The organism is Pseudomonas sp. UMAB-08 (genome assembly GCF_900095225.1).
GTDB lineage: Bacteria > Pseudomonadota > Gammaproteobacteria > Pseudomonadales > Pseudomonadaceae > Aquipseudomonas.
The window spans coordinates 392,369-404,029 of sequence record NZ_LT607416.1; the positions used below are offsets into that span (position 1 = coordinate 392,369).

Genomic DNA, 11,661 nt, shown 5'->3' on the forward strand with positions numbered 1-11,661 from the left:
CGAATTTACCGCCGCTGGAAGGTCGTTCCGGTCGAACGCGACCCCGGCCTATCGCTGGCAAGCCAGCTCCTACAGATTTTGTCGTGTGCGGAAAAGGCGCTTATCTTAAAGCAAAACGGCGACCCAAAGGCCGCCGTTTAACGTTATGCAGTAACAGGTCAAACAGTCGCGGGTTCCGCCACGGCCACCGGCTTGGGCAGCGAAGACAGGAAGGCCATGATCAGCGCCGCCAGATACGGCAGCGATTGCACCAGGAGCATGGTCACCCAGAAGCGCATATCGGCGCTCGGCAGGCCCTGTACCAGGCAGATACCGGCGGCCGCGCCCCAAAGCAGCAACATGATGAACACTTCTTCTCGAGCTTCCGAGAGGGCCACCAGGAAGCCATGACTGGCTGCATTCTTCGGTGTGCGGAAGAATGGGATGCTGGTGGTGAAGAAGCCGTAGAGCACCGCTTTGGCGATGGTGTGAGACAAGGCGAGCCCTGCCAGCGCCGCAAAGAATGCGTCCGTGAGGTTGACCCCCACTGCACGGCGGTACAAGAAGATGATCTTGCCGACCTTGAACACGAACAGGGCCAATGGCGGGATCGCGAAAATCAACAACGGCGGATCGACACGGTTAGGCACGATGATCATCGCAGCCGACCACAGTAATGCGCCGACGGTGAAGAAGATGTTCATGCCATCGGCAACCCACGGCAACCAGCCCGCGAGGAAGTGATAGCGCTGCCCACGGGTCAGCTCGGTGTCTTTTCCGCGCAGCAGGCTCGACGTGTGACGCTTGATAATTTGAATCGCGCCATATGCCCAACGGAAACGCTGCTTTTTGAAGTCGATGAAGGTGTCCGGCATCAAACCCTTGCCGTAGCTGTTGTGCGAATAGGCGGCGGAATAGCCTTTTTCGAATATGCGCAGCCCCAACTCGGCGTCTTCACAGATGCACCAGTCCGCCCAGCCCAGTTCTTCGAGCACCGAACGTCGGGTCATGGTCATGGTGCCGTGCTGGATGATCGCGTCACGGTCGTTACGGGTGACCATGCCGATATAGAAGAAGCCTTTGTATTCGGAGTAGCAGAGCTTCTTGAAGGTGCTTTCGTTCTGGTCGCGGTAATCCTGCGGCGACTGCACCACGGCGATTTTCGGGTCGGCGAAGTGCGGGACCATGTGTTTGAGCCAGTTGCGGTCGACGCAGTAATCCGAGTCGATCACTGCAATCACTTCAGCGTCCGGCGCCGTGTGCGGGATCAGGTAGTTCAGTGCACCACCCTTGAAACCGGCCAGTGGCGCGACATGGAAGAACTTGAAGCGCGGGCCGAGCATTTCACAATGGGCCTTGACCGGTTCCCAGACTGCCGGGTCTTTGGTGTTGTTGTCGATGATCAGAACTTCGAAGTCCGGATAGTCGAGAGCGGCCAGAGCATCCAGGGTCTGTTTGACCATCTCCGGTGGCTCGTTGTAGCAGGGCACGTGTATCGAGACTTTCGGTCGATACGCATTATCGGTGTCCACGGGCAGGAATTCGCGGCGTCGCTTGTGGGTCCAGACCGCTTCAGCCAGTTCGTGAGCCTCGGTCAACAGGACGATGAACACGCCCATGGCGCCGAGTGCCAGCAAGAAGCCTACGGTCAGACTGAACCAGGTGCTGTATTGCTGACTGTAGTCGTAACCGATCCAGACCAGCACCGAACCACACAGGAACGCGGTAAAGGTCAGGAACGTGCGACCCCGCTGGCGCAGTGCCGAGCCGTCAATCAGGAGCAATGCCAGGGACAGCAGCGCCAGCACCACAGAGCCAATCGCCAGAACCCGCCACTGCGGAATCGCGACAACCGGCCCTTCAAAGTTGAACTTCTGCTGGCGCGCAGCGTTATACACGCCCCAGTAGGCGCCCACCGAGCCTTCATCACTGGCTTTCCACGGCTGATCGAAGGCCTCGATCACGAAGTAGTTGTAGCCCTGACGGTTGAGTTTATTGACCAGCGTACGCAGGTAAATGGCTTGATCCGCCTGAGTTGCCTCAGCACCGCCACGCATACGGCCATTGCTCGGCCAGCCAACCTCCGACAGCAACAGCGGTTTTTTCGGGAACATTTTTTTCAGTTCGCGGGCACGATCGAGTACGAACTGACCGGCCTTGTCGACTGGAATGAACTCCCAATAAGGCAGGATGTGCGCAGCGACCAGGTCAACGTGCTTGCCCAGCTCCGGGTATTTTTCCCAGATGTGCCATTGCTCGGAGGTGGTCACCGGTACTTTGACGGCGGCACGCACCCGGTCCAGCAGGACGCTTAGCTGTTTGACCGTGATTTCGCGGCGGAACAGGGCTTCGTTACCCACCACCACGCGAACCACGCTCCGCGATGAGTTGGCCAGTTCGATGGCGCGGACAATCTCGCGCTCGTTGCGCGCTTCGTCGGGGCTGATCCAGATACCCAGGGTCACGCGTAAGCCGAATTCTTCGGCGAGCTTTGGGATGTCCCCCAGCGAGCCGTCGACAGAGTAAGTCCGAATACTGTCGGTCTGCTTACTCATCAACTCCAGGTCCTGACGCATTTCATCGTCGGACGGGTAGATGTCTTTCTGCGGGTTTTGTCCCGCGCGGAAAGGTGAGTAAGAAAAGCCGGAGATCTGCTCGGGCCAGTCGGGAGCGGTAACCGGGCGATTGATCAACGCCCAGAAACCGGTGAATAGCGCGGCAATCGCCACGACCACCACCAAATTGAGTCCAAATCTACGCGATGACATAAATGCTTTTGGTTCCAAAGGGTGGAACGAGGGATTAGCCGACGAACGCCGGTCGGCGCGCATCCTACTCTGGGCTTTATAGGGCTGTACAGCCAGCCGATTGGCTATTGGTCAACGGTTACGCAACTAAGTTCGCTGCGAGTTTGTCTTGTCGTCCAAAATACCGGGCCTTGTGGGAAATATACAGTCGCGTGTCAGGCATATCCCGTTGCTTTGATCGCGGGCAAGCGCGCTCCTGCAAGGAGCCGCGTGGGGCGCGCCGGGTGCTTGCCCGCGACGGCGGCTCATCCGGATAAAGAGACTCTGAACCCCATAGCGTCCTATAATGCGCGCCGGTTTTTGGGGTAATGGTCATGAGCACAGAAGATCCGCGGTTTGCTGGCGTCGCCCGCTTGTATGGCATCGAGGGCCTGGAGCGGTTGCGCGCAGCCCATGTGGCGGTCGTCGGGATCGGCGGTGTTGGCTCGTGGGCGGCGGAAGCGATTGCCCGTTGCGGCGTGGGTGAAATCTCCCTGTTCGATCTGGATGACGTCTGCGTCAGCAACAGCAACCGTCAGTTGCATGCGCTGGAAGGCACCATCGGTCGGGCCAAGGTCGAGGTCATGGCCGAGCGCCTGCGCGCCATCAATCCCGATTGCACCGTGCATGCCGTGGCTGACTTCGTGACCCGCGAGACCATGGCCCAATACATCACGCCTGATATCGACTGCGTGCTCGACTGCATCGACAGTGTCAACGCCAAGGCCGCGCTGATCTCCTGGTGCAAGCGGCGCAAAATCCAGATCATCACCACTGGTGGCGCAGGCGGACAGATTGACCCGACGCTGATCCAGGTCTGCGACCTCAACCGTACCTTCAACGATCCGCTGGCCTCCAAGGTTCGCTCGACCTTGCGTCGCGACTACGGGTTCTCGCGCACAGTGACTCGCCACTACAGCGTGCCGTGTGTGTTTTCCACCGAACAACTGCGGTATCCCAAGCCGGACGGGAGCATTTGCCTGCAAAAGAGCTTCGTCGGCGACGGGGTCAAGCTGGACTGCGCGGGTGGATTCGGCGCGGTAATGATGGTGACCGCGACCTTCGGTATGGTCGCGGCGACCAAGGCGGTGGACAAGATTGTCGCGGGCGTGAGGCGTCCGTCGGATCGCGCCAAGCCTGTTCAGGCGCTGCCAGAGGCCAGTTGACGCATCCGCTGCAGGACTGCGTTCAAGCCGTTGCTGCGTGACGGCGAGAGGTGTCGGCTCAGGCCCAGCTGATTGAACCAGTCCGGCAGATCCACCTGTTGCAGGTCTTCAGCCGACAGGCCGTTGACTCGCGCCAACAGCAACGCCACCAGCCCCCGAATCAAGCGCGCGTCACTGGCCGCGCGAAACTGCCAGTGGCCGTCCGTCACGCTGCCGAGCAACCAGACCTGGCTTTCACAGCCATGCACCCGATGGGCCTCTGTTTTTTCATCTTCACTCAGGGCCGGCAGGCGTTCGCCCCATTGCATCAGCAGGCGTGCGCGTTGTTCCCAGCTGTGGGATTGGTTGAAGGTTTCAAGGGCTGTTTGTGCGTCGACAGGCAGGCTCATCGCAGCAATTCCAAGGCTTGATCCAGCGCGCTGAAAAAGCGCTCGAGATCGTCGGAGTCGTTGTACAGCGCCAGGGACACCCGGATTGCGCCTGGCAGGCCGAGGCTTTTCAGTAACGGCATGGCGCAATGATGCCCGGCGCGAACGGCGATCCCCTGTTCGGTCAGCAAGTGCGCGAGGTCGGCGTTATGCACGCCTTCGACGACGAAGCTCACCAGCGCCAATTGCGGAGTACCCAGCACGCGAATGCCTTCACGCCTGTTCAAGCCGTCCAGCAACAACCGATGCAATGCCGCTTCATGCGCAACCACGGCCGCGTGGTCGAGGCTCGCCAGGTAATCGAGGGTCGCGCCCAGGCCAATCACGCTGGCAATCGGCGGTGTGCCGGCTTCGAAGCCCAGGGGCGCGGGACGAAATTTGGCGGTGTGATAATCGGTGGTCAGTACCATCTCTCCACCGAACTGCCAATGATGCAGCCGCGCCAGCGCTTCATTGCGGCCATACAGCACGCCGAGACCCTCGGGACCGTACAGTTTATGACTGGAAAAAACATAGAAGTCGCAGCCCAACGCGTGCACGTCATGCCGACCATGAACCACGCCTTGGGCACCGTCCACCACCGTCAATGCGCCATGGGACTTGGCCATGCTCAGCAGCGCAGGCAGCGGCTGCCAGGCGCCCAGCACGTTGGATAACTGGCTGATTGCCAGCAAACGGGTGCGGGGGCCGATCAGTGCGGCGGCGGCCTCAAGGTCAATCAGGCCGTTGGCGTCGAGCGGCAAGATGATCAATTTCAGGTCGCGACGGTGAGCCAGTTGCTGCCAAGGCAACAGATTGGCGTGATGCTCCAGCGCGCTGATGACAATCTCGTCTCCGGCAACACACTCGTGCTCCAGACCATATGCCAACAGATTCAGGGCGGATGTTGCCCCGTGGGTGAAAACAATTTGTGCAGACTCGCCCGCATTCAGCCAGTGGGCAATCTTGCTGCGGCTGTTCTCGAACGCCTGGGTGGCATTAGCGCCCGGCAGATGCTGTGCCCGGTGCACATTGGCCGCGCCATTGACGTAGTAGTGGTTAAGCGCGTCGAGCAACGCTTGGGGTTTTTGGGTCGTTGCGGCATTGTCCAGATAGGTCTGGCCTTGCCGTTGCAGTGCGGCGATGGCTGGAAAATCAGCGCGCCAGGGGGAGGGCAGAGGCATGTTATTCAGCTCGATAGCCCGCTTTTAACGCTGCGTATGCAGCGCTAAAAGCAGACGCGGGATCAATCAGTTGTGAGCGTGCAGCGTTGCGTTCAGTTCGACGGCCGACTTGTGGGTTTTGCATTCCACGGCGCCGGTGATCGAGTTGCGGCGGAACAGCAGGTCTGGTTGACCGGCCAGGTCACGGGCCTTGACCACTTTGACCAATTCGTTTTTCTCGTCGAGCAGCGCGACTTTGGTCCCGGCAGTGACGTACAGACCGGATTCCACCGTGTTGCGATCACCCAATGGAATGCCGATACCTGCGTTGGCGCCAATCAGGCAGCCTTCGCCGACCTTGATGACGATGTTGCCGCCACCCGACAAGGTGCCCATGGTCGAGCAACCGCCGCCCAGGTCGGAACCCTTGCCGACGAATACGCCAGCCGAGACGCGACCTTCGATCATGCCCGGGCCTTCGGTGCCGCCGTTGAAGTTGACGAAACCTTCGTGCATGACCGTGGTGCCTTCGCCGATGTAAGCGCCCAGGCGTACGCGTGCACTGTCAGCGATGCGCACACCGCTCGGCACGACGTAGTCGGTCATTTTCGGGAATTTGTCGATGGAGAACACTTCCAGGAACTCGCCCTTCAGGCGCGATTCCAGCTGACGCTCAGCCAGTTCGCTCAGGTCCACAGCGCCTTGGCTGGTCCAGGCGACGTTAGGCAACAGAGGGAAAATCCCGGCCAGGCTCAGGCCGTGTGGCTTGACCAGACGATGCGACAGCAAGTGCAACTTCAGGTAGGCCTCAGGTGTTGAGGTCAGTGCTGCGTCTTCGGCGAGCAAGGTTGCGACCAGCGGCTTGTGGCTTTCGGCCAGACGGGTCAGCAAGGCGGCTTGGCCAGCATCGACGGACTTCAGCGCTTCAGCCAGCTTTGAGGCCTGGTCGGTATTGAACGCGATGGCCTGATTACCGCCGGTGTAACCCAGTAAGGGTGCGATGGCTGCGATGATTTCTGCCGACGGGTTGATCAACGGCTGTGCGTAGAAGACTTCCAGCCACGCGCCTTGACGGTTCTGAGTGCCGATACCAAACGCCAGGCTGAACAGGGTAGTGGACATGCAAATACCTCTTACTGAATTCTCTAACTGATTAAAAGGGGGCTTCAGTAGCGCTCTGGCTTACTTGAAGGCCGCCGCATACAGATCGGGCTTGAAGCCAATCAGGGTTCTGTCACCGAGATCAAGCACTGGACGCTTGATCATCGAAGGTTGCACAAGCATCAGTTCTATTGCCTTGGCTTGATCGAGATCGGCTTTTTGTCCGTCGTCGAGTTTGCGAAAGGTAGTCCCTGCCCGGTTTAAAACGACCTGCCAACCATGTTCGTCGCACCACTGAGTCAGGTGCTCACGGTCGATACCTACTGCTTTGTAATCATGAAAGTCGTAGCTCAGGTTTTTTTCATCGAGCCAGGTGCGAGCTTTTTTCATGGTGTCGCAGGCCTTGATCCCGAAAAGGCGTAAGCCCTTGTTTTCACTGGAGGAATTTTCCATCCCCGAAACTCCCCACGCGGTGCCAAAAAATTAGCCGATGATTATGCCACGTCAATCCATTTGGCGCCTCGGCTGTCTCTGTAGGGATAAGCCACAGCGGCAGCGGGATTTGCGAACGCGTGTCCGAACGGCGAAGGCATGGGTCTATTGACGGTTGTCCGCGATCAGGCAGCCTTTGGCCATCCAGGGGCATCCGCGCGCCCATGTGAAGTGGGTGGCTGCACCGCCCTGCTCATCGTAGTAGGCGAGTTTTAGCTGGTCACCACTGAAGTCGAGTTTGGCGAAGCCCGCCCGCGAGGCAGCAAATACGGTGTCCGGCTGCCCTTCGTCCACGGGGTAGAGTTTCTGACCGCCACCGCCGGAGATCACCCAAGCGGGCTCGCCAGGATCAAGCATTAACTGCTGATTATGGTCGTGCCCGGCCAGATAAACGTCGACCTTGGCGCGCTGTAACGCGGGCAGCAGATCGGTCATCATGTTCGACTCTTCTTCGTGCTTGCCTGAGTTGCGGACGGGATGGTGGGCGGCCACGATGCGCCAGATGGGTGCCGGGCCCGGTTGTTCAAATGCCTGCTCAAGGAAGGCAATCTGTTGGTGCAGCTCTGCGGCAGGCGCCGAGGTATTAAGAAAGACCATTCGTACCAGCGGACGACCCTCGACAGTTCCAAAGTCTTTGGTGTACTGGCGATCAGGCATCTGCCAGCGGCCGGATCCTTTTTTTTGCTGGCTGTAGTCGAGTTCTACTTGTTGCGAGGTGGGATAGTCGTGATTGCCAAGTACTGCATAGAACGGTACGTGGCTTAACCAGTCCCCGCTGTAAACGCGTTCGAATTTCATCTGCCAGCTAATGTCACGGGTGCCCGTCAGAGACTTGCCATAGAAGTTATCGCCCAACAGCGTGACCATGTCCAGGCGCCCGTCTTTATCGGCCACACGCTCCATTGCACGCGCGACAGTCCACTGCTGTAAAGTGCCACTCCCTTGATCGCCCAGGGCGATCAGTGAAACGCGGGACGAGTCCAGACCCGCCAGGGGAGAATAGGGCGCGGGTGGAATCAGCGCGAACCCTGCTCCCGCCAGGCCAATGGATAATCCAATGACAGCACATGCCGCCAACCAGGTTCGTGCTCGACGTCTGGGTTTAACTGTATGGGTGGCCGATGTTGAGTGCAGTACGGACATGGTGTTTTTATTCTCAGGGGACCTGCGGAGCACACGGCATATGAAATATGCTTGTGAGTTAACACGGTGTTCATTAACGGTGTGTGAAGATTACTCGACCGTATATTGAAATTTCGTTAAAGCTCGCGCCGTGTTGGCGCTTAAAGCCTGACTTTTTTCTGCACCTTCCCTTTCTTCCACTGGGTGATTTGATGCGTATTTCCCGACCAGCCTTCACGTTGTTTGTGCTGGGTTGTCTGTTGTTTTTCTTTGCCCTGGGTAATCACCAGTTGCAAGGCTCTACTGAACCCCGCGTTGCCGGGATTGCGATGGAAATGCACCTCGATAATGACTGGGTGGTGCCCAAGCTCAACGGGCAGCCGTTTCTGGAAAAACCGCCACTGAGCCTGTGGCTCGATGCTGGCGCCATTCAGCTGTTTGGCGCGACGCCTCTGGCCGTGCGACTGGCGTCTGCCTTCGCCGGTTTGTTCAGTCTTATGTTGCTATACACCCTGCTGCGCAAGTTGGGGCGCCCCGTGCTCATCGCCTGGGCCGCCGCCATTTTGATGGCCACCACGGCCAGCTATTGGAGTAATGCCCGGCAGGTGGGTGAGGATGCGCTGCTTAGCCTCGGTGTCACGTTGGCGCTGCTGGCGTTTTTTCATGCCAGTCGCCAACAGGCAGAGCAAAGGCATTTAGCCCTCGGCAGCTGGTTGCTGTTCGCATCGGGGATCATGATCGCTACGCTGAGTAAGGGCGTGTTGGGACTGGCGTTGCCGGGTGTGGTGATCTTTGCTTATCTGGTCGGCGAGAGCATCCTCGAAAAGCGCTTCGCTCTTTCGGACTGGCTACGGCCCGCTCTGTTTACCCTGGTCGGTCTGATACCGCTGCTGATATGGCTGGGTCTGCTGTATCAGCGCGGCGGCCTGCAGATGCTGGGTGATGTGCTTTGGGCTAATAGCGTCGGCCGTTTCAGTGGCTCGTTTGAAGACGCCGGTCACTTCGAGCCGTTTTATTACTATCTGGTCAAACTGCCGCAGGCGTTTCTGCCCTGGAACTTGCTGGTCTATTTCGGTCTTTGGCACTTTCGCAAAACCCTGTTGAGCAATCGGCACTTACTGTTCTTCAGCCTGTGGTTCCTGGCGCAGTTCACGTTGCTGACCATCGCGTCCAGCAAGCGCATGGTTTACCTGATGTCGCTGACGCCTGCCGCGGCGGTGATCGCCGCCGAATATGGCGCTGTGCTGCTTGAGAAAATACGCGAGCGCGCCGACTCCTCGACCTTCGCGAGCAAGCTGTTCAACGCCAGACGCGTGCTGGTGTTCGGGGTGTTGGGCGTGGTGATTTGTGGCTATCTGGCCGCTGCGTTATGGCTGGTGCCCCGAGCGGACCTCAAGCTTTCATTCCTGCCACTGACTGCACGCGTTCAGGCCCTGCAAGCCAATGGCCGGCAGGTTGTCTTGTTCCAACCCAACGAACGGCTGGCGGGTGCCAGCGTGTTCTACAGCCAGAGCCGGCTGGAGGCCATACAGTCCGAGGCACAGCTGACTCTGTTTCTGAGTCAGTCGCCCGACAATATTGCGATCATGGAACGCCAGAGTGAGCCCGCAGCACCGTTGAAGGTGCTGGAGAAAATGGTGGTCGGCGAGCGCGTCTATTATTTCGTCGGGCAATAGTCTGTTTGATCTAAAGAGTCATGGCGCCTTGATGGGCGCCGGTGGCAGGCGCAGCAGTACGTAGTCATTCTTGTCGAAACGGTCACTCAGCAGTATGGGCAGTGTCGCAAACCGGGTGCCTTGCAGCGCCTGGTAATCGGTCTTGTCCATCACCAGCCAGGCGGGTCCCTGTAGAGCATCCAGGCCCGCTGGCAACTCGGTGAACACCGGTCGAAGGTCTTCCTGGACGTTGACCATGAACTTGATCGCCTTCGCGTCTTTGCCCATGTTGTGCAGCACCACGGGCGCCGGATCACGCTTGATCAGTTCATACGCGGCCTGAGTAAAGTTGCGGGTGTCATACAGGGTGCGTTCCACTGGCTCAACGACCAGTATGTAACTCGACCACACGGCCAGTACTGCGCAGGCCGCCAGGCCGCCCGTTCGCCATTGCGGTTTGAACAGCAGGGCGAGTGCAGCGACCTGCAATATCACCAGTATGCTCAGCACTGCCCCGATGGAGATCAACTGCTCGGGGAAACGGTGGCGCGCTACGAGTAAACCCGCGATCAACAGCCCCGGCAGTAACAGCCAGATCCCCTGCGTCAGGCCGCGTAACCACGCGAACAAACGCCCCTCGAGGACCTGGAACGGGTAGGCCGCGATGATCGCTGCCATGGGCAACATGGGCAGCATGTAGCGTGCTTTTTTAGCCTGCGGTATCGACAGTCCGATCATCACGATCAGCCCGGCGGCTGCGCAGAACTGCACCAGTCGTAGCGCTGGACCCTGGTGTTCCTTGCGTGTCAGCAGCGCTGTTGCCAGCGCCAGAATGGCCAGCGGGTAAGCCAGCGCATAGTTGCCTGTCGAGCTGGTGAAGTAGTACAGCACACTGCTCGATCCTTCACTGCCGTCCATGCGTGAGGTGAACTGCATGCGCACGACTTCGTGCATGAACGTCGGGCCACCGCTGAGATTGGCGAGCAGCAACAACACCCCGATACAGATCGCCAATAACGCCAATGCTTGCAGTCCAAAAATGAACATTCGACGCCACTGGCCATTCAGCACGTAATAGCTGCAGAGCATGCCCGTTGGCACCACCAGGCCTATCGGTCCGCGAATGGCGAACCCCAGCACCAGTAACGCGAGGATCCAGCCCATGCGCCGCGGCGCCTCGAAATGGTCTGCGGCGTAACCCAGGTAGAAAATGCTGAAGGCCACGGTCGCGAGCATCTGATCCAGGGATATGGCCCGTGTTTCAGTGATGAACGTCATGCTCAGGGTAAGCAGAGCAATGCTGATCAACGCCCAGAGGCGCGAGTACGGCGCGACCAGGCGGTAGACCAGCGAGACCATCACCGCCGAAGCGATGGCGGTAGGCAACCAGGCCGTCAGGCTGATCACTCGGCCAAAAGGTAACGAAAGCAGGTAGATGAAAAACGTTGAAGTTGCAGAATAGTCTGCGTACGGCTCGCCATAGGTCGTAGGGAAAAAACCAGGGCCATTGCGCAACATTTCCTGGGCAAACACCACGAACCGCGAATCGAAGCCGATCGCCGCCTGTTGGTAGTTACCGGCGATGAACAGCAGCAGTGCCAAGGCTCCCAGCACAAGGGATTGCTGGCGCACGCTGGTCAGGGGCGCCACCGAGGTTCGGGCTAAGGGAGTGGATGCCAACGTGTTTCTCCAAGAAAAAATAGCCCGACACTGTGAGCCCGCAAACGCGGGCTCACAGTGTCGGGCGGGGATTGATCTGCGCCGGGTAACGTCAGGCGCTGATCGCAGGG

Annotated in this window: 9 protein-coding genes; 2 read left to right on the forward strand and 7 right to left on the reverse strand. The window is 59.0% G+C overall.

Annotated features, from left to right (window positions below; genetic code table 11):
• Positions 1 to 158: 158 nt before the first annotated feature.
• Entirely contained in the window at positions 159 to 2,747 is a 2,589-nt protein-coding gene (locus K0F75_RS07485) for a glycosyltransferase (protein ID WP_219061213.1), read from the reverse strand.
• A gap of 353 nt (positions 2,748 to 3,100) precedes the next feature.
• Here K0F75_RS07485 and tcdA point away from each other — a divergent pair, with 353 nt between their 5' ends.
• The gene (gene tcdA, locus K0F75_RS07490; protein WP_219061214.1) at positions 3,101 to 3,931 is read left to right on the forward strand and encodes a tRNA cyclic N6-threonylcarbamoyladenosine(37) synthase TcdA; all 831 of its coding nucleotides are present in this window, start codon (positions 3,101 to 3,103) and stop codon (positions 3,929 to 3,931) included.
• Here the strand turns inward: tcdA and K0F75_RS07495 are convergent.
• The 5 genes from K0F75_RS07495 to K0F75_RS07515 form a co-directional block, all read right to left on the reverse strand.
• Positions 3,907 to 4,320: a SufE family protein gene (locus K0F75_RS07495; RefSeq protein WP_219061215.1), complete on the reverse strand. Its 414-nt coding sequence runs from the start codon at positions 4,318 to 4,320 to the stop codon at positions 3,907 to 3,909. The genes tcdA and K0F75_RS07495 overlap by 25 nt on opposite strands.
• A complete protein-coding gene (locus K0F75_RS07500) occupies positions 4,317 to 5,522 on the reverse strand; it encodes an aminotransferase class V-fold PLP-dependent enzyme (RefSeq protein ID WP_219061216.1) in 1,206 nt (401 codons plus the stop codon). Before K0F75_RS07500 ends, K0F75_RS07495 begins: the two co-directional genes overlap by 4 nt.
• A gap of 66 nt (positions 5,523 to 5,588) precedes the next feature.
• On the reverse strand, positions 5,589 to 6,623 hold the full coding sequence (gene dapD, locus K0F75_RS07505; protein ID WP_219061217.1) for a 2,3,4,5-tetrahydropyridine-2,6-dicarboxylate N-succinyltransferase: 1,035 nt from the start codon (positions 6,621 to 6,623) through the stop codon (positions 5,589 to 5,591).
• Between the two features lie 60 nt (positions 6,624 to 6,683).
• A complete protein-coding gene (locus K0F75_RS07510; RefSeq protein ID WP_219061218.1) occupies positions 6,684 to 7,055 on the reverse strand; it encodes an ArsC family reductase in 372 nt (123 codons plus the stop codon).
• Between the two features lie 144 nt (positions 7,056 to 7,199).
• A complete protein-coding gene (locus K0F75_RS07515; protein ID WP_219061219.1) occupies positions 7,200 to 8,237 on the reverse strand; it encodes a metallophosphoesterase in 1,038 nt (345 codons plus the stop codon).
• A gap of 197 nt (positions 8,238 to 8,434) precedes the next feature.
• Here K0F75_RS07515 and K0F75_RS07520 point away from each other — a divergent pair, with 197 nt between their 5' ends.
• Entirely contained in the window at positions 8,435 to 9,892 is a 1,458-nt protein-coding gene (locus K0F75_RS07520) for a glycosyltransferase family 39 protein (RefSeq protein WP_219061324.1), read from the forward strand.
• 18 nt (positions 9,893 to 9,910) lie between these two features.
• On the opposite strand, the gene K0F75_RS07525 is transcribed toward K0F75_RS07520, so the two are convergent.
• Positions 9,911 to 11,551 carry a glycosyltransferase family 39 protein gene (locus K0F75_RS07525; protein WP_257604276.1) on the reverse strand — a complete coding sequence of 547 codons (1,641 nt, stop codon included), beginning with the start codon at positions 11,549 to 11,551 and terminating at the stop codon, positions 9,911 to 9,913.
• Positions 11,552 to 11,661: the final 110 nt, after the last annotated feature.

Bases quoted from the DNA above. Each gene is read 5' to 3' on its own strand.
- K0F75_RS07485 (WP_219061213.1), bottom strand. From the start codon at position 2,747: ATGTCATCGCGTAGATTTGGACTCAATTTGGTGGTGGTCGTGGCGATT.
- tcdA (WP_219061214.1), top strand. From the start codon at position 3,101: ATGAGCACAGAAGATCCGCGGTTTGCTGGCGTCGCCCGCTTGTATGGC.
- K0F75_RS07495 (WP_219061215.1), bottom strand. From the start codon at position 4,320: ATGAGCCTGCCTGTCGACGCACAAACAGCCCTTGAAACCTTCAACCAA.
- K0F75_RS07500 (WP_219061216.1), bottom strand. From the start codon at position 5,522: ATGCCTCTGCCCTCCCCCTGGCGCGCTGATTTTCCAGCCATCGCCGCA.
- dapD (WP_219061217.1), bottom strand. From the start codon at position 6,623: ATGTCCACTACCCTGTTCAGCCTGGCGTTTGGTATCGGCACTCAGAAC.
- K0F75_RS07510 (WP_219061218.1), bottom strand. From the start codon at position 7,055: ATGGAAAATTCCTCCAGTGAAAACAAGGGCTTACGCCTTTTCGGGATC.
- K0F75_RS07515 (WP_219061219.1), bottom strand. From the start codon at position 8,237: ATGTCCGTACTGCACTCAACATCGGCCACCCATACAGTTAAACCCAGA.